General features: G+C 61.5%; 25 protein-coding genes and 1 pseudogene. 1 reads left to right on the forward strand and 25 read right to left on the reverse strand.

Going from position 1 to position 20,820, the window contains the following annotated elements:
* Nucleotides 1-80: 80 nt before the first annotated feature.
* The 16 genes and pseudogenes from PVE73_RS04700 to PVE73_RS04775 all read right to left on the reverse strand — a co-directional run.
* Nucleotides 81-440, reverse strand: coding sequence for a hypothetical protein (locus PVE73_RS04700; protein WP_346772396.1), 360 nt, complete (start codon nucleotides 438-440; stop codon nucleotides 81-83).
* Nucleotides 437-724, reverse strand: a complete 288-nt coding sequence (locus tag PVE73_RS04705) for a hypothetical protein (protein WP_277365831.1) — start codon at nucleotides 722-724, stop codon at nucleotides 437-439. The genes PVE73_RS04700 and PVE73_RS04705 overlap by 4 nt, the downstream gene beginning before the upstream one ends.
* Before the next feature lie 150 nt (nucleotides 725-874).
* Nucleotides 875-1,114, reverse strand: a complete 240-nt coding sequence (locus PVE73_RS04710; RefSeq protein WP_277365832.1) for a hypothetical protein — start codon at nucleotides 1,112-1,114, stop codon at nucleotides 875-877.
* Nucleotides 1,114-1,365, reverse strand: coding sequence for a hypothetical protein (locus PVE73_RS04715; RefSeq protein ID WP_277365833.1), 252 nt, complete (start codon nucleotides 1,363-1,365; stop codon nucleotides 1,114-1,116). Before PVE73_RS04715 ends, PVE73_RS04710 begins: the two co-directional genes overlap by 1 nt.
* Nucleotides 1,366-1,459: 94 nt before the next feature.
* Nucleotides 1,460-2,362 carry an N-acetylmuramidase family protein gene (locus PVE73_RS04720; RefSeq protein WP_277365834.1) on the reverse strand — a complete coding sequence of 301 codons (903 nt, stop codon included), beginning with the start codon at nucleotides 2,360-2,362 and terminating at the stop codon, nucleotides 1,460-1,462.
* Between the two features lie 141 nt (nucleotides 2,363-2,503).
* Nucleotides 2,504-2,776, reverse strand: a complete 273-nt coding sequence (locus tag PVE73_RS04725; RefSeq protein WP_277365835.1) for a hypothetical protein — start codon at nucleotides 2,774-2,776, stop codon at nucleotides 2,504-2,506.
* Nucleotides 2,769-4,331 carry a glycosyltransferase gene (locus PVE73_RS04730; RefSeq protein ID WP_277365836.1) on the reverse strand — a complete coding sequence of 521 codons (1,563 nt, stop codon included), beginning with the start codon at nucleotides 4,329-4,331 and terminating at the stop codon, nucleotides 2,769-2,771. Before PVE73_RS04730 ends, PVE73_RS04725 begins: the two co-directional genes overlap by 8 nt.
* On the reverse strand, nucleotides 4,328-5,566 hold the full coding sequence (locus tag PVE73_RS04735) for a glycosyltransferase (protein ID WP_277365837.1): 1,239 nt from the start codon (nucleotides 5,564-5,566) through the stop codon (nucleotides 4,328-4,330). Before PVE73_RS04735 ends, PVE73_RS04730 begins: the two co-directional genes overlap by 4 nt.
* A 70-nt stretch (nucleotides 5,567-5,636) precedes the next feature.
* Nucleotides 5,637-7,874: a hypothetical protein gene (locus PVE73_RS04740; RefSeq protein WP_277365838.1), complete on the reverse strand. Its 2,238-nt coding sequence runs from the start codon at nucleotides 7,872-7,874 to the stop codon at nucleotides 5,637-5,639.
* A 36-nt stretch (nucleotides 7,875-7,910) separates the two neighbouring features.
* On the reverse strand, nucleotides 7,911-10,115 hold the full coding sequence (locus PVE73_RS04745; protein WP_277365839.1) for a phage tail protein: 2,205 nt from the start codon (nucleotides 10,113-10,115) through the stop codon (nucleotides 7,911-7,913).
* A complete protein-coding gene (locus PVE73_RS04750) occupies nucleotides 10,112-10,516 on the reverse strand; it encodes a hypothetical protein (RefSeq protein ID WP_277365840.1) in 405 nt (134 codons plus the stop codon). Before PVE73_RS04750 ends, PVE73_RS04745 begins: the two co-directional genes overlap by 4 nt.
* A gap of 12 nt (nucleotides 10,517-10,528) precedes the next feature.
* The gene (locus PVE73_RS04755; protein ID WP_277365841.1) at nucleotides 10,529-11,104 is read right to left on the reverse strand and encodes a transcriptional regulator; all 576 of its coding nucleotides are present in this window, start codon (nucleotides 11,102-11,104) and stop codon (nucleotides 10,529-10,531) included.
* A 3-nt stretch (nucleotides 11,105-11,107) separates the two neighbouring features.
* Nucleotides 11,108-11,371 carry a twin-arginine translocation signal domain-containing protein gene (locus tag PVE73_RS04760; RefSeq protein ID WP_277365842.1) on the reverse strand — a complete coding sequence of 88 codons (264 nt, stop codon included), beginning with the start codon at nucleotides 11,369-11,371 and terminating at the stop codon, nucleotides 11,108-11,110.
* 24 nt (nucleotides 11,372-11,395) lie between these two features.
* On the reverse strand, nucleotides 11,396-11,698 hold the full coding sequence (locus PVE73_RS04765; protein ID WP_277365843.1) for a hypothetical protein: 303 nt from the start codon (nucleotides 11,696-11,698) through the stop codon (nucleotides 11,396-11,398).
* Entirely contained in the window at nucleotides 11,695-13,431 is a 1,737-nt protein-coding gene (locus PVE73_RS04770) for a hypothetical protein (RefSeq protein ID WP_277365844.1), read from the reverse strand. Before PVE73_RS04770 ends, PVE73_RS04765 begins: the two co-directional genes overlap by 4 nt.
* Nucleotides 13,432-13,877: 446 nt before the next feature.
* A pseudogene (locus tag PVE73_RS04775) lies at nucleotides 13,878-14,066 on the reverse strand (phage tail tape measure protein); the annotation flags it as partial.
* A gap of 1,445 nt (nucleotides 14,067-15,511) precedes the next feature.
* Here PVE73_RS04775 and PVE73_RS04780 point away from each other — a divergent pair.
* A complete protein-coding gene (locus PVE73_RS04780) occupies nucleotides 15,512-15,859 on the forward strand; it encodes a hypothetical protein (RefSeq protein ID WP_277365845.1) in 348 nt (115 codons plus the stop codon).
* On the opposite strand, the gene PVE73_RS04785 is transcribed toward PVE73_RS04780, so the two are convergent.
* From PVE73_RS04785 to PVE73_RS04825, 9 genes are all read right to left on the reverse strand, one after another.
* On the reverse strand, nucleotides 15,856-16,128 hold the full coding sequence (locus tag PVE73_RS04785) for a hypothetical protein (RefSeq protein ID WP_277365846.1): 273 nt from the start codon (nucleotides 16,126-16,128) through the stop codon (nucleotides 15,856-15,858). The genes PVE73_RS04780 and PVE73_RS04785 overlap by 4 nt on opposite strands.
* On the reverse strand, nucleotides 16,125-16,475 hold the full coding sequence (locus tag PVE73_RS04790; RefSeq protein ID WP_277365847.1) for a hypothetical protein: 351 nt from the start codon (nucleotides 16,473-16,475) through the stop codon (nucleotides 16,125-16,127). Before PVE73_RS04790 ends, PVE73_RS04785 begins: the two co-directional genes overlap by 4 nt.
* Nucleotides 16,476-16,516: 41 nt before the next feature.
* Complete coding sequence (locus PVE73_RS04795) at nucleotides 16,517-17,269, reverse strand: hypothetical protein (RefSeq protein ID WP_277365848.1); 753 nt, start codon at nucleotides 17,267-17,269, stop codon at nucleotides 16,517-16,519.
* Between the two features lie 111 nt (nucleotides 17,270-17,380).
* Nucleotides 17,381-17,821, reverse strand: a complete 441-nt coding sequence (locus PVE73_RS04800) for a hypothetical protein (protein ID WP_277365849.1) — start codon at nucleotides 17,819-17,821, stop codon at nucleotides 17,381-17,383.
* Nucleotides 17,818-18,222 (reverse strand): HK97-gp10 family putative phage morphogenesis protein, encoded by a 405-nt coding sequence (locus PVE73_RS04805; RefSeq protein ID WP_277365850.1) that lies wholly within the window; start codon nucleotides 18,220-18,222, stop codon nucleotides 17,818-17,820. Before PVE73_RS04805 ends, PVE73_RS04800 begins: the two co-directional genes overlap by 4 nt.
* Nucleotides 18,219-18,602 (reverse strand): hypothetical protein, encoded by a 384-nt coding sequence (locus PVE73_RS04810; RefSeq protein WP_277365851.1) that lies wholly within the window; start codon nucleotides 18,600-18,602, stop codon nucleotides 18,219-18,221. Before PVE73_RS04810 ends, PVE73_RS04805 begins: the two co-directional genes overlap by 4 nt.
* Nucleotides 18,599-19,240, reverse strand: coding sequence for a hypothetical protein (locus PVE73_RS04815; protein WP_277365852.1), 642 nt, complete (start codon nucleotides 19,238-19,240; stop codon nucleotides 18,599-18,601). Before PVE73_RS04815 ends, PVE73_RS04810 begins: the two co-directional genes overlap by 4 nt.
* Nucleotides 19,241-19,334: 94 nt before the next feature.
* Nucleotides 19,335-20,354, reverse strand: a complete 1,020-nt coding sequence (locus PVE73_RS04820; RefSeq protein ID WP_277365853.1) for a major capsid protein — start codon at nucleotides 20,352-20,354, stop codon at nucleotides 19,335-19,337.
* A 106-nt stretch (nucleotides 20,355-20,460) separates the two neighbouring features.
* Nucleotides 20,461-20,814, reverse strand: a complete 354-nt coding sequence (locus PVE73_RS04825) for a capsid cement protein (RefSeq protein WP_277365854.1) — start codon at nucleotides 20,812-20,814, stop codon at nucleotides 20,461-20,463.
* Between the last annotated feature and the right edge of the window lie 6 nt (nucleotides 20,815-20,820).

Raw genomic sequence — 20,820 nt, forward strand, 5'->3', positions numbered from 1 at the left:
GGCGTCATGCGGACCAGTCAGGCGGGGATTGACCGGTCACCGGGAACCGCCCGGCACGGATCATGCCTCTCGGCGTGATCTCAGAAACTTGGGGGAGGAACGAACAGGCAAATCGTGCGTGTGTCGTCTGCGCCGGCCACGGAGCACCAGTGATAGAGCCCATCAGGGGAGTGGCGTACACGCGGGTCGGATTGGGCGATGAGCTCGCCAGTAGATGCGATGCGGTATCCCGCCCCATCCTCGCGGACGAGTCCGGTCGGCCCGCTGGTCACTTGGCGGCAATCGTTGCTCGAGCAGCACGCATATGGATAGGTCCAGCCCGTGGGCGCTTCATGCGATAGGCTTTTCGAGGCGAGGACGGCGAGGAAGAAGACGCCCCATGCGATCAGGAGCGCCACGTCCAGCCGCGTTTGCGCCTTCGGTGTCTTCATCTGCCTCATGACCGACCTCCAGTGATCTGGATCTTGCTCGTGTCGATGAGTTGCATGATGCGGCGCGCGAGCCGGTCACCCGACATGGCGAGGAGCCCGGCCACGGCATATTGCCAGACGGAGAACTCGAGCCCGGCCCAGTTGATGAGCGGCTCCGTGAGGAAGATGGCGAAGAAGAGGCCCGATGCCACGCTCGCTACCCGCGCCTTGACGGTGTTCGCCGTAGAGAGAAGGAATGCGATCAGCAGGCCGCCCGCGATCGCCGCAATGAGCTTCACGTCTGTCCAGTTCAATTCCCCCGCTCCCGTTATGAATCGCCACAGTGGTAGAGTTGGAACCGACCGCGGTGCTGGGCGATGGCAATCGCCGTCGCTCTGTCATTCGCGATCAGGAACGAGTTGGTGGCCGGTGCCGGGTTGATCGGCACCAGCACGTCGCACGGCTCAGTGACCGCCTTCGTCTGGCAGGCAGCCGCCAAGAAGGGCGCACAGAGCGCCATCGTCAGCGCCAAGCACTTCCTCATCGATCCTTCTCCCGTCCTTCATGATGGTGATGCGGTCAGATGCGAGCTTGCCGAGGACTGCGGACTTCCCAGCGCGGTAGGCCGCGCCGTGGGAGACGGCGAGCGCCGCCAGAACCGCCAGTGCGGCGCCGAGCTTGATCCAGGTGCCCAGGCCGAGCATCAGGACGCTCCGCTATAATCGGGGTCCCGATCTTGCGGCCTAAGGTCGGCCGCGCGCCTCTTGCGCAGGTATTCCGTGGCGAACCCGTTGAAGATGAACCATGCCGGCACCCATGCCGGCGGCAGATAAGGTGCGATCATGGTCGGCTCGATCGCGACCAGGACAGTGGCGAGCACGCCGATGAAGCTCTGCAGGCGAGCCCAGAAGATTGTTTCGCTGTCGAGAAAGAAGTTCTTGATGCGCTGCCACATGGTCAGCCTCCTTTAAGAAGTGCAAGTGAGAAGCCGCACGCCATCCCGGCACTGAAAATCGCCGCGGCGATCAGCAGGAGGGCGTGCTGCAGGGTCATTGGCAGAAGATGCCGAGCCAGTCGCAGGGCAGAGAGGAGAGCCACTCCCAGAACGCGACGGCACCGGTTATGATGCCGGCGAATAGCAGCGCCAAGATGCCCGTGTTTCCGCCAGCGGGACTCGTGGGCTCGGGTTCCGGCGTTTTGGGCGGTTGCGGTGCAGGTGAAGGCCGAGGCGCGTCACGGCCGTTCTGTGGGGCGAATTGACCCGTTTCGTAGCCGGCCCACTTCCCTGCGCGGAGCCTGTCAGCCTCTTCGGCCATTCTGGCGGCGTAGCGGCCATTCAAGCCGCCACCGTTGTAGATTTTCTCGATGGTGGCGAAGTCGCGGCTGCGCAGCGCGGGCCAAAGGTCCTTCCCGTCGAGGAACCGGGCGAGGGCGCGGAGCTGGTTCGCTTCGCTGTCCAGAAACTGCGCCCACATGTGCTTTGCCGAGACGAACCCGCACAGCGCATAGTTGAAGCCCATGATCTGGAACTTCCCCATGCTGATAGAGCGCAGCGCGGCCTCCTCATCGATCTCGATGGCGCGCGCCAGCAACCGATACCGCGCGTCCGCATTGGACTGGTCCTTATATCCGCCGTCCTTCGGCGCGATCCATGCCTTACGCGCCAGGCCTGCCTTGACGGCCGTGTTGCGCTTCGCCCCATCATCAAGGTTCCGGTAGAACCAGTGCTTTTCGAACAGGATCTTCATCCTGCCGTCCTTGAACCATCCGAAGCCGTTGCTTTCGACGATCGCGATGGCTTCGAGGTCCGCTGGGTGGCAACCGATCGTATCGGCCAATAGCGCTATGTCGCGGTCGCCAATGGCTTCCGCACGCCCTTTTCCAAGGGTCATCGGTCTTTCCTCTTCAATGGTTTGGATCAGTTCACGCAGAATCGCCGCGCCGGTGGGCACAGTACAATCCATGATGGGGCATAGGTCAGATACGCCGAACGCAGACGCGTGAGAGGTGGCCCAATCTGATCATGGGAAGCTCCGGATAAAGAAAAACCCCGCTCGATGGCGGGGCTGTGCATGCCAGAGGTGTGATGCTGGTTACGCCTTGAAAAGATTGCGCCAGTGATCGAGCATTCCGACCACGAGTGCTTCACAGTTGGTTGCTTTGTCGCCCTGGGAAGCTTGGGCAACAGCCACATCCGATGCATAGTCAAATGCGCTTTTCAGGACGGACGGCCCCACTTCGAGTTGCTGAACTTGCATCAGCAGCCCTGTCAGCAGGATTTGGGTTGCCATGCATTCCGCCTGAACGCGAACGATCTGTTCGTGATGGGCACGTAACGTCTCTTCGATACTGGGTTTGTCAGCCACTTGCCACCTCCCGCATGACATCAAGATACTCTCCGGCGACGGAACGCCACGTGCGCTTCGACAACTCCTCATAAAGAGGAGCCTGTAAGCGCAGGAGTTCATCACGGTTGTCCAGTCCCCAAAGGATCTTCCGCACCATATCTTCGCGGTCTTCAGGCAAAAAAGTCATGGCCTCCAACAAGCGCTCGTCCTTGACGATTTCGGTCACGACCGGAATCCTGCTCATCACAGATGGTGTTCCGACTGAGTACGCCTCCGAAAACGTGAAGGGGAATCCGCCTTCGAACTGCGTCGGGGTTACCGAAAGGGCTGATAGCTTATAAAGTGCCCCCAGCACGTTGTTCGGAACGTTCGGCAGACTTATCACGTCTTTTTCGAGCCCACGACTCTCGACAAGTCGACTCACTCTTTGGTTAGCCAAAATATTGCCAGTAAGAATAAGCTTGATGGGGCGGTAGTGCTCGCGAAGAATCCTCTCGAATACCCTCGTCAGTCCCTCGATGTTTTTATACGGACGCGGCTGCGAAGAATAGAACAGGAACTCGACATCATCGAATCTGAAGCCGCGCAGGTAAGGCAAAAGCTGATAGTGCTTTTTCTCGATATAGGAATGGAGAACACTCAGCGCATCATCCCGGCCAAAATCTTCAGTACCCCTCATGTCCACGATGCCGTGCCTGATGACGGAAACGCGCCCCGGAGGCACATCGTTCATCTCGACTAGATGCTTCTGCTTCACGTGTTCGCTATAGCAGATGAGGCGGTCCGCAGCCGCCACGCTACCGGATATTCTCTTTAACGCCCTTCTTGCGCTCTCGTCCCTGAACTGCAAGGGGAATTCATAGAAAACGATGTCGGGCGCACCCATCACGACTTTCCCGCGAAGCCTGGATACTTCGGGCCAGAACATCGACGGCACATACCAAACGCTGATGTCCTTTTGCCTGTTTGCCATCTTGACAACGCGGTAAAGCTCGCGGGCGCGGATGCGCTCGGTCGGGCCGGCGTCACGGATGCTGTTTCTCAAAAGACGTCCAGCTCTACGGAAAATGCCACGAGTGCCCATACTCAGAGCGCGACGAACTGCACGTCTACCCAGCAGTGCTAGCAGGACGAATACCATGGCGACCAGAACTGGCACCGCTAGAGCCAATGCGATGAAGAACAGCACTGCAACCCCGGCAGCAAACACGATGATGTTCGTCGTTGCCAGCCAATCGGCGACGATCTCGGTCGTGCGAATGATAAAGCGCTCCGCGAGGCGCAGTTTGTCCCTTGGCCTGCGCGGCCGGTTGCGGATACCCTTGATCGCCTCGAAGATCCGCAACGCAGGCGGCTCTCCCCTTGTCGTAACGATCTGGACAGCCGACCGAGGTATCCCCGCGTCATCCAGGATCTCGTATATGCCCTCCCGGATCCAGCCAGACCCCGCGATGAGCACCTTGGTATCGGGAGATTGGATTGCTCCCTTGATGATAAATGTGATCAGTCTCGATATCCCCTGATGAGGATCAAGCTGACGCGGGCCATAGCCGAGGAAGATTCCGATCTTCATCGCGCCAAGGCCCCGTTTAGGATAGCCCAGTACTGCGATGCGTAGCGCTCCCACGAATGCTGCGACAGGGCATCTCGGCTGGGAAGATTTTTCCGCACTTGAGGGGCCTTGGTTTCCATCGACTTGAGTGCCTGCGCCATCTCATCGACAGACCGCGCGTTGAAAAGCTCAAGCGGAATCGAAAATCGCTCGCCGATGTAGCGCATTTGAGGATAATTGCTTGAGAGGGACGGGCATCCGCACCAAGCGGCCTCAGCTACGGCGAACGTACCGTTGTCGAACAAGGTGGGGTTCCAAAGGAACCGTGCCTCAGTGAGGGCTTTGGCATATGCAGCATCGCTCAGTTCGCCGGCGAAGTTGACGTGCCTGTGTAGCGTTGTGGAAGATGAGACTTGTTTCCTGAGACCCCGAATATAATCGTTATCCTTGATCGCGTCAGGCAATCCGGAGGACGGATCAATCCATTTCGTGTTTGGACCGACAAGCTTGACATCAAGTTGACCGCCAAGCCTTTCGTAATACTGGATCAGTGCTTCGAAAGCCCGGACATGATTCTTGTGAGCATTGGCGTTGGTTGGCCAGATAATGCAGGCTGAGCGAGAAAAGTCGATTGGTGGCTCGGCATCTGCGATCCATGTCGGATCGAAATCCATCGGTGCGAGATGGACCCTTTCGGCGGGAATGCCTGCGAACGAGATCGCGTCCAACCTCGTGTGAGGCGTAGTCGTGAAGACCGCATCCGCCATGCGGGCGCTCTGATACAGCGGTAGATCGTCGGTGCGTCCTCCTTTCTTGGAAAATATCTCCGGAACGTATCTTTGGATATAGTCAGTGGCGAAAACGACGAAAGGCTTTACAGGCGCAAGGGGGCGATTAAACCGATCAGAGACGAACAACCAGATGTCAGAATCCATCAGGTCATTGATACCGTCGACTGGCACCTGAAAATCAGGGGACATGAGATCGACCGATTTATGCTGCACCAAGGCTATGGTTTCGGCTTCACGATTGCTGATGTGCGCCCACGCGAACTCTCGAACCTCAATCCCTTCTTCGCGGACATCTCCAAAGTCGGCGTGCAGGTCGTATCTATCCTCCAGCGCCGCAATTCTAACACTACACGGATTGCCGGCTTCCATGCTGCCTCTCTTGATCATTCTGGCGATTGTTTTCGCCACGCGCAGCGATCCGCCGCGATAGTCGATAGGCAGAATGACAGTGACGTGCTTGAGCAAAAGGGCACTCATCTGATAGGAGGAGGGAGCGCAGGTTATTACCGACAGTGCCGATGACCGTCAAGGATAGCTAAATTGTGGCTGCGCCTGCTGTCGCATCGGTGAATACTCCTGCCGCCGCCCACCAATTCACTGTTGCGGACTGCGCGCCGATCTGAACCAGTGATCCTGTGGTGTTGCCGATCGAGGCAACTCCGGATCGCAGATTGCGGGTCGCGGCCGTAGCTTCGACATAACCGTAGCCGCCATTGCCCTTGGCGTGACCGCCTATGACCTTGCAGTCGGTGCAACTTATCATCACATGCCCATTACCAGTGCACGCATCGATTTCCGCCCCGGTCATCACCACATCCGTACATCCCTCAAGCGTGATGCCGTTTGCTCCGGCGGCTGCTCCAGTGAGATCAATGCCGCCGCGCACGCGCACGACGGAAAAGCTGCCCTTGCTGACATTGTTGAGATAGACGGGCGTCCCGAGGTTTCCATACACATCGAGCATCACGGACTGGATGTCGGCCACATTGTTGATCAGGACACCGGGGCCGCTCGTGCTGTCCACCAACACCCGGTTGAGCCATACCGACGTGCCTCCATTGATGACGAGGCCCGTGGCCGACGCCTGGTGTGTCGTCGTCACCGGGCCGGTGACGGTGAATTTTTCGATCTCCAGCCCCAAAGAATCTTCGAAGCGAGCACCCTCCCACGTAACGGGCGGCGTGTTCTGCGTGTGGTCAATATGACATCCCCTGAACGTGATGAAGCCGCGTGAACGCCGGGAATAAATTTGCCGTCCACGGGTGAGCAAGAACTGGCAGTCATGGAATTCGACGTCCACGATATAGAAGGAAGCGTGCGCCTCGTCTCCGATCGCCTCGCCGCAGCTTGCGAAATCCAGATTGGTGCCACGAAACCCAAACACCACCCCGGTCGATGTGCCAAAGCGGATCGCGGTTGTGGAGGTCGGTGACGCCTCGAGGTCGAAGCGAAAGTTCGCGATGACCGCATAAAAACCCTGCACGTCCGGGATATCACCCGCGTAAGGCAGAACGCGCACGGCGTAATTCGCTGCGGCTGGCGTCTTCCAGGTAGTCTTCCGTTCCGCCATGATCTTCTGGTTTCGATCAAGCGTTATGTCGCCGGCAACAAAACCCGTCGAGGTATAGGGTATATAAGCAGTTCCAAGCACATTGAGCGCACCTTGAACGGCTGCGCTGTCCTCGGTTGAGCCGTCAAGCGTAGCCCCAAAGAAGCGAACACTTGGCAGCGCCCAAAGACGCTCCCAATAAAATCCAGCCGTGTCGCTGACGACGTAGACGCCCTCCTGCGTATCGGTAACAGGCGGCGAGCCGGATTTGAGGATGAACGTGCCCTCGCGGCCGTCCTCCTTGAGGAAGGCTGTCGAGAAAATCGCAGTGTTGAGCGCCTTCAGCTCCGTCCGATCCGCCACAGGCCAGACAATCGGGCCGTGATGATTGGCGCGGTCGAAAGCATCTGCTTCCACGCCGGTCGGATCATACACGCTCTTGAGCATGTCGCCTGTGCCGGGCCCGCTCGGACCAGGAGGGCCGCGGAAATCCGTGGCGCTGGCGATGTTCGAGGTGAGTCCGGTCGGGCTGATATATCCAGTGGCCGTTGGCTTTGCCCCTTGACCTCCGACCCAGTCATAAACCTCCACGACACGCCTGTCGCCGTCGCTCGCGCTGCGCACCAAAGGCGACCACCCGCGCGGGCCGGTGATCATGCGGAACGTGCTGCCGACCTTATAGCCGGCCATTAGCATCCCGGCCATCAGCGCGCCGATCCCGACAGAATTGCCCAGCGCATCCGTGACGATCAGCGGCGCATCGCCATTGAACTGGATGGTCGGCGCGTCTGCCGTGTTGTCCAGCAAGATCGGCACGGTGATCAGCGCCCCGCCATCCGCGGCCGGTATGGGCATCGACGTCGTTGCAATGATCGCATTCGCGGTGCCTGCGCCGGCATTGGCTGCGCGGATGAAACTGTAGGGCAGATCGCCGACGCGGAGCCACGATCCTCCACCAGACGCGCCCTGCTTCTGATAGATGCCGTTGTTGGGGCCAACGGGGTCGGCAATGACCCATGCTTCGGTCGGGAAGTCATAATCCAGATTGGCGTCCGCCTCGGCCTTGGTCTTGAAGATCAGGCCGCCACTCGCCTTGAAGGCGAAGATGGCGCGCTCGACTTCGGTGCCCCAGACCTGCGCATCGCGATTGACGACGGAGCGCTCGACGCCCCCGGCGTCCTGAGGCGCAAAGACTTCCTCTGCCGGCATTGTGAAGCCAGTCATCAACGTCTCCAGATTTTCAGATGATTAAGGTCGGGATCAGCCCGTGCCGGGAAGCTGGAAGCTGCCCGTGGCGTAAGTGCCGATCGTGCCGTTGCTGGTGTAGGAGGCCACGCGCCAATCGACCGTGGTGCTGCCCGATCCGCTAGGGCGCTGAAAGTTTCCTTGAACCTGCCGTGTCACAGCGGGCCGAACATCGTTGAGAGTCGCGAGCGTTTGCCAGCTTCCGCCACCCAAGCCGCCTGAGTTGTACTCCACCGTCAGCTTCACGGCGCGCAGTTCTGGCACCGTGATGCTCCACGTCGCCACGGCAGTCGGATCGCCGATCTGCACATCCACATTTGTCGACGGCGCTCCCGTTGGCGTGTTGTCCACGCCCATCGGATCGACCACGAGAGGATCGGAGAAATACCCCACCTCGTCGCCGTCGGCGTATCGCGCCCGGAATTCAGCCTTGATGCCGTTCAGGTTCGCCGTGACCCAGGCGTAAAAATTCGGGCCACCCTGATATTCCTCCATCGCCGCCCATTGGGTGGGGTTGGGGCCGGGATAGTAGCGATAGTTCGCTTCGGCCTCATCCGCGCCGGGCGCATCGGGAAAGCGGATGCGGGCCTCCCATGTGCCGTTGGGATATTGTACCTGAGCCCAACCATCCGGCACGGCAGGTGTCGGAATATCCGTCTCGTATTGCAGGTCGGGAGCAGGCTCAGGCGGAGGAGCCTCCATCGTCGGCGGGTCCCAGGGTTGGTCGATCAACGCCTGCGGCCAGACGACATAGGGGATATCGACCTGTCCCGCCGCATCGTCCACGCGGGGAGAGGCAAGGCGCGAGAGCATCATTTCCTCGGCGTCCTCGTCCTCGATGGTGCCGTAGACGCGGCCCCATGCCGCGAGGCCGGCCATGTTGGTGCGGATCGAGCCGGCATCGGCCCGGGCCTGGAGGAAGAGCCTTCGCCCGATGCGCTGCGCCTGGCTGGACGAGGGACAGAAAGGCAGTTCGATATCGAACACCTTTTCGCCGTAGCGGTTGATCTCTTCCTGCACCCGTGCCCATGGCGCCGTGGCAAGGTTGATCTCGCCCATGTCGTAGCCGCGCTCGGGCGAATAGTACTTGATGCGGCAGAGATTGGGGCGCTCGACGGCCTCCGGTCCCGATTTCCAGTTCAGCTCGGTGATGTGCTTCGAACGGAACGTGATTTCGGAGAGGGGCACATCGTCGATCAGGCGAATTCGGATGAGGCCTTCATCGCTCATCACCACTTCAGTGCCCGTGCTGTCGAGCACCTGCTGCATGACTTCGCCGCGCTTGGATTCCGAAGGCCATATGCCCCAGCAGCGCGAGCGGGGCTCAGAGCCGTTCAGCGTAGCGATGAGTTGGTCCGCCCGGTCGGCTTCCGCGGCGATGAAATCCCAATCGAAATCGCTCGAGTGCAGGTCCGGGTAGCTGCGCATGATGTGGGCGGCACCAAGGATGCCGTTGTCCTTCCATTTCCACGTCGTCCAGTCGTCCGGGTCCTGGCTCGGGTCGCGAGGGTCGTAGAGCGGGCCGACGCGGGCCGTCGCCATCCCGTCCGGCGCGCCGCCCTGATAGAGCTTTTGGAAAAGCTTCTGGCTGCTTTCGTTGTTGAGGGATGGAACACGAAAGCGCATCAGGGACTGGAAGATGCCCCGGCAGCGATGGGCTGGCGTCCATAGGTCCGGGAAGTCCGATATCAGTTCCGGCCATGCCGTCTCCGAGCCATCACCGAACTTCGACTTGATCGTCAGATAGGTGCCGCTCGCCCGCGCCCACGGCGGCGATGAGACGCTTCCATCGGGATCGACGGTGACGGACCTTCCCCCGACGAAATACTCCTCCACGGCGTCGATAGGCCCCTTGAGATGCCACATGAGCCGGGAGATGAAGGAGCCCTTGGTATTGCCGAAGGCCTTGAGGCCACCCACACGGACGCGGCCGACGCCCTGATATTCGGAAGTCTCCGATTCCTGGAACGTGTTCTTCAACTCGCCCGGGTCGATCTTCGGCGTCTGCTGCTGAGAGAGCGCGAGCTGCGCACCCAAGACCGCGGAATAGGCCGCGACCTGCAATCCGGCATAGATCGCGGCTGGGCCAAGGACGGCACCCAAAGGGCCGGCGAACAACAGATAGGTCAGTGGCGTGAAAATCGGGTCGGCATGGGCGTGCGCCGTCAATGCCAGCCACGACACGCAGCCGGCGAGGATCGCCTTCAGCAATTTGGTCATGCTATGGCCCAGACCTTCACGAAAGAGCGCGGCGCGATCCAGAAGAACCCGCCATGTGCCTTGCGCCATGCGCAGATGCCGCCGGCAGCGCAGATCACTCCGACCTGGCCCATGAGGCGCGTATCAATGACCGCGATGTCGCCGAGCTCCGGCGTGCCGCCGAAACGCTCGCGGACCGGGGTATCGGCAAGCGCCCAGTCCCAGAGATCGACGAGGCTGCCATGCCTCTTGATGATGGCGTGCCCCTCCTCGCGTGTGGCATACGGCTCGGTGCGAACCTTGATCCCGTTCTCGGCGAGCCAGAGGCCGGCCGATGAGGTGCAGTCGTCAACGCCCCAGGCGATGGGCTTGCCCTCGAAGCGCTGGAGGAAGGCGAGGAGCTTCGCGCCCATTTCGTCCATGGTCAGCAGCCCTCAGGTGTTGAAGATCTCGGTCACTTCCACGCCGATGAACTGGCCGCCCTTGTCGCCGGGATAGCGTCGCTCCTGGTCAGAGGCGTTCCATCGTCCCCCGAAAGGATAGTTCTGGCTCTGCCAGATGCTCTCGATCGTGAAGGACGCGTTGCGGAGGCCTATGCCGGCGCGGGTGAGTTCGGGCGCGGAGACCTTGCCTGGAAAAAGCTTCTTCAGGTTCACGTCGATCTCGCCCGTCTCCGGATCGAATGCGGCCCAATAGAGATCGCAGCGGCGCCCTTCGATCTCGCGCGCCGTCTGCTTGATCTCCTTCCACGACTGAGCGCTGACGCCGCCGAGCGTGATCACGACGGACGGGGCTTGGCCGAAGCGCGGGTCCTCGACGGCCGTGACGCTCACGAGCTGACCGCCGAGCGGATCGGTGACGCCGAGCCATTCGCGCTCCCCCACGGTGATCCGGCCCACTCCGTTGTGAGCGCGCTTCAAGCCGGAGGGAAGGTCGATCTCGGCAAACCACAAACGTGCGACGTGGGGACCGGAGAGCCGGTCGAAATCGTCTTCGGTGAAGATGGACATTGGTTAAGCGAAGGGACGCGTGCACTTTAGGTTCAACTTGCGCGCAAATGCGGCTGGATCAGAGCCGATCTCGCCCTTCCATCTCACAACATCCGCCTCCGAACAGGAAAAATGAGCGCGCACCTCAAGGCTGCCGCGTTCATCGAAGCCGATTTCGACCCAGAAAGGGCGCATCTCACTGGATGCCCGGGCCAAGGAAGGCTTAGGAGCAGCAACGGCAGCAACCGGCGCAAGGCCAAGCGCCGCGAGAAAGCCTCTGCGGTTCATCTTTGTATCCTATCTTGGGTGAGTTCAGGCCCAGACGCGGATCGGCGTCGAGGGCGAAACCTTGAATGAATCGGGCACCTGCGCCGCGATCTCGTCCGTGCAGCGCAGGTTGACGTGGAAGCGCTCGTCGAGCACCGGAGGCGTGATCTCCGTGCCATCCTCGTCATATTCACCGGGCGTGATCACAACCGGGCCGATGATGTCGAGCGAGAAACCCTCGCCGGAGGTGAGCCATATGCGTTCGCCGTTTTCGTCCTCGCCGCGCAGGAATGGGCAAGCCGAAGCGAGTGCGCCCGCATTGCCGGCGCGGAGATGAAGGTCGATCACGCTGTCATCTCCTGAAGTTCGGCATCCGAGAGACGCACGGGACGGTGCACGACGCGCTTGATGTAGCACCCCGCGATGAAGGATGCGCCCTGCGCAAGGGAGCCGATCGAGAGGAGGGAAAGACCGGACTGTGCTTGTGAGAGCGCGGTGGACTGCACAGGGGAACCGTTCATCGCAAAGGCAAGTTGGTCATCGCCCCACCCGATCGCCATCCTTTTCTGGCCGGATGCATAAGGCAGCGTTGGCGTAAAAGCGCCGGCTGCACGGCCGCCAACCTGGCCAACTGAGTAGAGGCCCACGCCGAAATAGCTGCTCGTTGCCGAACCGGGTGTAACTCCGCCGTAATAGCGGAATCCAGAGGTCGGGAAGGCCTGATGATCTTCGGCCTCGATCAAGAGCGTGCCGGCGCTGTCCGAAAAGAGAATATCGCTGAGCTGTTTGGTAATAAGATCCGGGGCGCGGGTGACCTGAGACGCAGTGGTGACGATGTAAGAGGATGGCCAACCCCCTCCGATCGCAATATGATACCCCCAATACTGGTGCTGATCCCCCGCACCACCGACATTGTTGGCGAGCAGGACAATCGCCAATGTGGAGTCTATCGGCGTGATGTCCATCCAGAAACGATATATGCCGTTCCCGATCGGGATAGCGCCATAGTCGTTGAGCGTGATATTGCCGTTGGTGCCGGGCGCACCGACGATTTGCCCAGTGGAGAAATCAAAGGAAAACTCGGCGTTACCCGTCAGAGTGCCGCCAAGTGTAACCCACCATCGCGTAATATCGACATTGCCACGCTTTGCGAACACGGAGGCCGTAAAACGGCTCGTGCCTGTCGGCAGCGTGACGCCCTGCCTTCGATCAGACGCGTTTGAATCCTTCGTTATTCGCCAGAATGTCTGACCGGCGAGAGGAGCCGGGTCGCCTGGCTCAATAGTGGAAGCGCCTCCTTCTCCCCATGTCCATGGTGCGACGGAGAGATCACCTGACCGAAGCGCTAAGTTTGTTTCCTGCCTCTCGATCAGTGCCCCCAAAGGCCCACCCGTCGCCGGATCATGGTCCAGCCGCAGCACATTGGGTGCCGCGATCTGCATCACGCCGTTTGCGTCGAAATAGGTCGCCGTCGAGTTGCGGGCCGTGGTGACTGCCCCCGTCACCGGCCCCTCGTAATCGTTCTCCGGATTGGCGTCATCTTCGACCTGCGCCCAGTCGTCCACGAAGTTCAGGACCATCAGGCCGAACGGCTCGGGCTGCGGCGAGAGCACCGACGACGTTGGGACGGACTCGTCGTTGAAATAGTCCCTCACGTCATAGTCGAAGACCTCGACCAGGGTGGCGGAGCCCCCCCGGATGAAGTCGGGATCGCGGTTCTTCGTCAACCCATCCTCGCTCTCAAGGCGCATGGCGATCGTCGGTTGAAGCGTTGCGAAGTCGTTGGGCGTGATGGCCTTCCGCAGAGAGGGCCAGATGCGATACATGCCGTTGCCGAAGACCTGCGTCACTTCGTACACGCCGAAATGGAACGGCATGAACCCGAACTGATCGCCGATGCCGAGCGCGTGGCCCCAGAACGCGTCGGAGAGCTCGACCACGGTTGCGCCGAGATCGGCAGGAGCGGCGACTTTCACAAGTGGGTAGGACGGCTTCCACCGTTTGCCGTTGGCCCACGGCATGCCGTTGGACCAATACTGGTTACGGATCGGCGAGATGACGCCGGCTTGCTGCAGGCTCATCACGTCGCCGTCGAGCCATGGGACGCGCGTGGCGTTTGCCCCGCCATGAAGCGACGTGAGCCAGCCCCGGAAGCGGCGCGCCGCTTGGCCACGAATCTCGCCGAAGGAAAACCGGACACGCAGCGCGCCGAAAGGCGAACCGAAGGTCTGCGTGAAGTTCCCGATGGATTCGGTCGAGCCGGAGCCGACCGCCCTCGGCCCTGACAGGAACTCCATGTTCGTGACGCCGATTCCCAGCGGCCACGAAACCAGTCGCCGTGCCATCAGGCCCTCACCTTGCGAGTGTTGCGGTCATTGGTGCGCTTGTCGATCATCTTCGGAAGCTGCTTCATCAATTCGCGGTCGCGCTCGTCGAGAATGCGCTTGAGATCGTCGCGCTGCTGATCGTTCGCATCGCCCTGGATGATGATCTGGGAACCCCCGATCACGATGCTGGTCGGGCCGCTTCCACCGGCGGCGACGACGCCGAGCTTCCCATCGGAGCCCCGACGAAGCGGCATGATTGCCTCCGGCCCAGCCTCGCCCATCAGCCCGGCACCGTTGGCCATGGGAAAGAGCGTCGGGCGCGAAACCACACCGCCGCGCGCGAAGGGAACGACGTTTCCGCCGATGAAGGCGCCACCATCGCGGAAGCCGAAGAAGGCCCCGAGCAAGCCCTGCAGAAAGCCGCCCCCGAACAGCCCTTTGCCGCCTTGCGCGATGTTCAACTGATTGAAATATTTGAGGATGGACTGGAACGCCTGCGTCAACGCGTCCTTCCATTCCATGGTGCCGTCGACCAGTCCGCGCAGGATGCCGCCGAAGTCCTTGCCGAGTGCTTCCTTGGCGCTCTCGATCTGCTTGGCGATTTCCTCCCACGGCTTCTTGTTGTCGTTGGCCGCGTCCTTCATCGCCTTACCGGCACCTTTGGCCGCTTCCTCCGTATCCTTCAAGGCATTGGCGATTGCCTTTTGCTCGACCGCATCGAAGAACCGGCCCAAATAATCGGTGCTCATGATGTCGGAGACAGCGCCGTTGCGAGAAGCTATGCGGTCATCGATGCGGGCCTGGGCGGCCTCGCCACCGATATCCACGCGGCCCACCTTGAACGACATCGGAGCGGGAGCGAGGGGAACCTTGAAGCCCTCGGGCAGCATGCCATTTATGTCGGTGAGTAGGCCGTTGATGGCGACGAGCGCTTCTCGCACCATCTGCTCAATTGCGCTCAGAAAACCGTTGGCCGCAGCCTCGCCGGCGACGACGAACACATCCGGCAGGTTCATCACGCCTGCCTTGATGAGCTCGAACGAGCCGAGCACCAGGCGCACGAGATTGTTGGCCGTCTCCTTGGTGGTCGACACAACAATGTCCCATGCCGATGCGAACCAAGGGGCAATGGCGTCGATCGCCGGCTTCAGCATGTTGTAGAACGCGTCCCGCACGACCTGCACCACGGCAAGCGCCGTATCGCCCCACGTCACTGTGACGGAGGAGTTTTCATTGATGGCCGAGGTCATGCCGCCGATGGCGAGCGCTGCGGCGCCTGCCACAGCGGCAATCGGCGCGAGGCGCAGTGCGAAGCGGCCGGCCATCGAAGCGGCCTCACGGAAGGCGCGGGCCGCGCCGCCCTCCTCAGGGCCGTAGATCTGCGCGATCTGCGCGCCCTGGTTGGCGAAGTTCAACATAGCGAACATCGGCGACTGGAACGCCAGAGGAATACCTTGCGCGATGTCGATGAGCTGGAACTGGATGTTCCGCATCTGGAAGCTCGCGGCCCGGGCACCGCGTTCCATCCCTTGCAGGGCAATGGCATTCTGCTGCCCGGCGCCAGTCATGCGCTTGATGGCGGTGGTGGCCTGGTCGGCTGCATTGCCAAGCTGGCGCGTGGCACGATCTGTGGACTGCAGGCTGCGCGAGGCCTGCTGGTCGAAACGGGTCGCCTCCTGCTTTGCCTCTGAAAGCCCCTGTTCGAAAAGAGTGAGATCGGCCTTGACCTGGACCGCTACCGAGCCAGCAATATCCATGGCCTTTACCCCTGAGTAGGAAGCGCGCTATCGTCCCCGCGCGGTGCAGAGCGGGAGAGACTTCAGTGCGAGGGTTGATGTTTGCGGGCGCCCTGATCTGCGCCCAATACGCGAGCGCTGCGCAATCCGATTTCAGCGAACAAGCCGCCCGATGCTGGAACCTCCCTTCGACACTGGCCGAAGTGGCTTTCGTGGCGGAGTTCGATGTCGCTCTGGATGGAAGCGGAATTGTTCAGGATATCGCCGTCATATCCTTCTCGCCTTCAGGCGAGGAATTCAAGAAAGCGATACTTTCAGCTTCTCACGCCATCGAGCTCTGCGCACCCTATGACGTGGAAGAGCCAAGCGTCGTGCGGTTCAGAATGGAATCGGCTTCCTTGTTCGAAGGTGCCACGATCGATCCATTCGAGCCCCTCGACCGCTAAGCTCCTTCCGAGATTTTGTGCCCGAAGAGCGCCTTGAACAGCATCGGCGTCACGGTTTGGGGCTGCTTCTTCTCTGCCGCCTTCTGAGGTGCAGGCGCCGGATCGTCTTCCTCTTCGGACGTTCCGAAGATCCAGCGCAGCATGTCTGTCCTGCCGCCATAGGCGACCACGATGGCGTTCACATCCGAGGCGAGGGCCTGTTCCTCGGTCCAGCCGAGCCACCCGAGAGCGATTTCCGCGAGCTGGTCGAAATAGTCGACCAGGCTCACGCGTCCTGAGGGTTTTCCTCGTCTTCACTGCCTCCCGTGCCTTCAAGTGGGCGGCCGCCATTGGAGACGATGGTGAGGAAGCGGATGGCCGGCGCGATGAGGTTCGTCATGCCGGTACGCCATACCGCATCCGCCACGTCATTCGGCTTCTTGTTGAGCCCGAGCGCGATCACCGACACCAGCATGTCGAAATCCATTCTCCCGACGGCCTCGACTGCGGCGGAAAGGCCGCCGGCCTGCCGGGAAAGCGTCTGGCAGGCGAGGAGGGTTGGCTTGAGCACGACGGTCTCGCCGTCGAGCTCGATTTCGACATTGCCGGCGCCGAGCCGTGCCTTGCTTGCGGACATGGGATTTCCTCTTCGATAACGGAGAACTGGACGCGTGTGCCTCAGGGCGCAGGAGGCGCGGGAATGGGCTCGACGAACACGATGTTGGAGTTGATTTCGAGCGTGGCGTTGATGTTGCGGATCGTGTTTGCTTCGCCGCCGGCCTGCGCCGTGGTCATGACCAGCGCGGAGAAGTAGGCCGAGCTGGGAGCGGGAACCGTGGTTGCGGTATGCGTGCCGCTCTGGGTGCCGGTCGTGTCGATGGCAGCGCCGCCCGGAGTGGCGGAGATCTGGAAGCTGTTAGCCGTCAGGCCCGTCTCCATCACATAATAGGTCGTGCCGGCCGTGATCCCGGTCGGGAGTGCGCCAGTGGTCGAGAAGCTGACGGGCGTTCCGGCGACGAGGCCGTGAGCGGTCCAGGTTACGACGCCGGGAGACGCAATGGTGATGGTGACCGTGCTGGAAACGGGCTGTACCGCGTCATTGAAGTCGAGGCGGAATGCATAATTGTCCTTCACGGCGCCGGCACCGGCAGCGATGAGGGCGATCTGCCCCGGATCGTCCTGGATGGAGGCGAAAACATTCTGCATCGAGCCGGCATTGGTCGTGCCCTTCTGCTTCACGTCGCGGCCACGGTTGATGAGGGCCGTGGTGATCAGGGTCGCGGTGTCGCCGAACGACCCCATGGTCGACCAGCCGTCTATTTCGGTCCAGGTCTGGCCGTCGAAGTCGGCAAGCTCGAAATCTTCGAGGCCAGGGTTGAGCACACCGCCGATATAGATACGGCAGCCTGCAACGGGATACAGGTTGGACATGATGGGCTCTCCATCTGAGGGACGGGCGCGTCATCACGACGGGCCGGGCGCCGCCTGCCCGAGGGCGGCGTTTCTGGATGCGGTCCGGTGGGCAAATCCGGGCCGAAACTGTCAGGGTTTGGCGTAGAGGCGGATGGTCAGCGTAACGCGGCGGCCGACGCGGCTCTCATCGTCGACCGGAGCCGGCGAAGGTCCGGTGCAGCGGATGTCAGTGACGGCATAGCCGTCCACCTCGAGCGCCGATGCCTGTCGGTGGAAAAGGCCGTAGATCCGTTCGGCCACTGCTTCGACATCGCGATATCTGTCCGGCTGCGGGCCGTAGGTGTTGATGTCGATCACCGCGGTCGGGCGGAAGTCCGAAAGGCCATCATCATCGGTGCGCGCGATGGTCGGCCCGATCACTATCATGGGAAAGGGGGCGTTATCCGGCACGGGCCGGCGCGTGTGGACGGAGAACGAGCCGTTGTAGGGTGCCAGCCGCGAGGTAATCTCCGGCACGGCGAGGATAGCGGCGCGCAGACCGGGCAGAACGTCAAGGGGAGGGGCGTTCATTTCAGGGCGCTCCGAACTTCCTCGGCAATATCCTTCTCGATCTCCTCGCGCTTATTGACGAGAGCAGGGCGCATGAATGGACGGGGAGCCATCTTGGATGTCCCGAACTCAAGGTGCTCGGCATACTCAGTGCTGGCGATCGCCGTGCCGGTAAGCTCGGTGGTATCGTAGTCGGTCCTGAGCCGCTGCCGCAGGTTCCCGGTGTCCGGAGCGGGAGGATTCCCCGGCGAAGACGCCACATGGGTCCGTCCGTTTCGGCTATAGGTGCGGCCGGTGCGCGGCGTCTCGTTCATCAGGCTGTCGGCTTCCTCGACGATTGCCTCTGTCCCGCGCACAACGCCTGTCATGGCGGCGGCGCGCACCTTGGCGAGGATGGCATCGCCGTTCCATTCGACTGTCATTGTGCGGGTGCCTCGATGCGGAATGCCTGGCATACCCAAAGCGCGGTAGCCGGATCAGTTTTCACGCCGCGCAACTGATACCACTGGCCAAGAAATTGGGCCTTGTCGTCCTTCCCCGGCTGAATTCCCGCTGGAAGGCTCTGGGCGAAGATGTTGACGATGAGATCGGTTTCGGGAATTCCCGCTCTTGCCCGATAGGCATCATCATATTCGTCGGTGAATCCCTGCATGGCGTAGAGCGTGACGGGGCCCGGAATCGGGTCCCCGTACTCATCCACGCCACCGGAAGATTGCTGTCGAAGCTGGCCGGCCAGCAGCTTGCCTTTGAAGCCGGCATAGATCGCCTTGGCAAGCTGGCCGGTGAGGAGGGGACCGCTCATTCCTGCATCTCGGCCCGGCTCTCGATGGCAAGCTCGATCGCGGCAGCGGCATCCTCATCGGTGCCGATGGTTTCGCCGGTCAGCGCCATGGCAAGAGCGATGCGCTCCTCGACGGGCAGCTCGCGCCAATCCTCGGGGATTTCGACGGGTTGGCCACCGCCCTCGGACGGCCGATTCTCAGGTGTTTCCGGCGATTTCGGCCCAGTTTGGGCACCACCTGCACGGCGCGTGATTTCCGCCTCGATAATGGCGACGATCTCCGGCTTTTTCGCCTTGGCGTCCAGATCAGGCTTGATCTGCTTGGCGATGGCCTTGATGGCGAGGAAAGGCTTGGAAGCCCAATCCTCGGGGATTTCGACGGGTTCAGCGCCTTGAGGCGGCGCGGACGGCTTCGGATCGTGCCTCGGAGCAGGAGCGCGGCGCGGTTCAAGCATTGAACGCTTGGCGTTCCCTGGCTTCGGCACATCCGTATAAATGATGCGATGGCTGTCGAAGAGCTGACGCAGGCGCCGCGTGGGCACCAATGTCTTGTCGAAGGGCTCGCCGGGGGCGAAGGTCTTGCCGCCGATCGTGAGCTGTCGCCGCACGATGAAATCGCGGTCGCGGTCAAAGGCATGACGCCAGGTCGCACGGGCCATCGTCGTTCATCCTTGATGTGGTGGAAGTGAAGGGAAAGCCGGGGCGTTGCTATTGCTTGAGGAGGTGCCCCGTCCTCAGTATTGACGAGCCGGATCAGCTCGTGGCGACGGCGTTCGCGAAGAAGTAGCCGAGATCGGCGCCGACCACCTTCTGGTCGAAGGCCATCTGGATCTCGACGCGGTCGGATTCGAGCCATTCCATGCGGAACTTCTTGATGCGGAAGCCGAGACCTGTGGCGCCGAACCAGCCCGACCAGGAGAAGGTGTAGCCAGCGGTGGGCTGCATGATGCTCGGCGTCGGAGTGACGTAGCTGAGCAGGGCATGCGGGCCGGAAATGAACTGGCTCGCTTCCTTCGCTGCCGAGGCGGCGAAATCCGCACCCTTCGGGCCGGCATTGTAGACCGCCTTGGAAACCAGCACCTCATCGAGCTCGAAGAGCTGGGCGAGAGCATTGGCATTGACCATGGCCGGGGCGCCCGGCGTCTGGCCATACTTCACGCGGTCCACGATGTCCGGGTGATCCACCAGGGCATCGTAGACACCTTTGCCCAGAGTGATCTTGTTCGGCTCGAAGCCGGTCGCCTCGAGTACGGCGCGCTTGGCGGCGCGAACGTCCTCGATCGGCGTGGAGCCCGCGTCATTCCACTGAAGGAAAGACGTGCCCGGAACCGGGTTGGAGGCAACGCCAGTCACTTCCGTGCCCCAGATACCGGTGGTGAAGTATTTCTGGGCCCAGTTGCGCTCGCGGCGGATGAGGCCCTTCTGCGTGACGAAGATCGTGGCGTCACGGTCCGGCTGGAGCACCGAATCCGAGTTGGCGCGGATCTGGTCGTCGATGTCCTTGTGATAGGCCCACACCGGCGCGTAATAGGTCGGCGTGTTGTCGAGGGTGTAGCCACCGCCGGCGGATTCCGTGCCAGGTGCGCGCACCTGCATCTCGTCACGGTTGAAGTCGGCGCGGCTGTAGACGTAGTAGCGGTCCGACTGCTTGGTGACGGGAATGTTCGGGAACACCCGGTCGGCGATGAAATGGGACTGGTCCTGAACGTAAGCCACCGACACATTGGTAAGCGGCGCATTTACGTGGACGTTGCTCATGTTGGGCTGGGGCATTGAAGCTCTCCATCTGTGGGACTGCGGCGTCGTCGCGACGGCGCGTTGCGGGCATGAAAAAAGCCGCCCGGAGGCGGCTTGGCAGGCTCAGTGAGGGGTAAGACGCTTAGGCGACCTTCTCCCAGAGCATGGGCACGACATCATCGGCGATGCCGCCTGCGATGAGTTTGCCGAGCTGGGAGCCGGCAGCGGCGGTCACCGCCCGCCCGTCGGCGGCGGAGGCGACCGTCGCGCCAGCGGCGAGCGTGGCGCCGAGCCTGATCTCGACGACGCCTTCGACAGCCATCGGTACGGCCTGGCCGGCAGTGCCGCTTCCGTCGATAACGCCGTCAGCCACAGCACCAGCGCCAGACACTGCAAGCTGGCCGTTGGAATCGATGGTGCCGAACAGGAACTGGCTGGTCGACAGGTCGGCAGCGGCGATCAGCGAGATCGTCCGCTTCTTCTCATTGTAGGACATGGAAAA

The organism is Chelativorans sp. AA-79, from assembly GCF_029457495.1.
Lineage (GTDB): Bacteria > Pseudomonadota > Alphaproteobacteria > Rhizobiales > Rhizobiaceae > Chelativorans.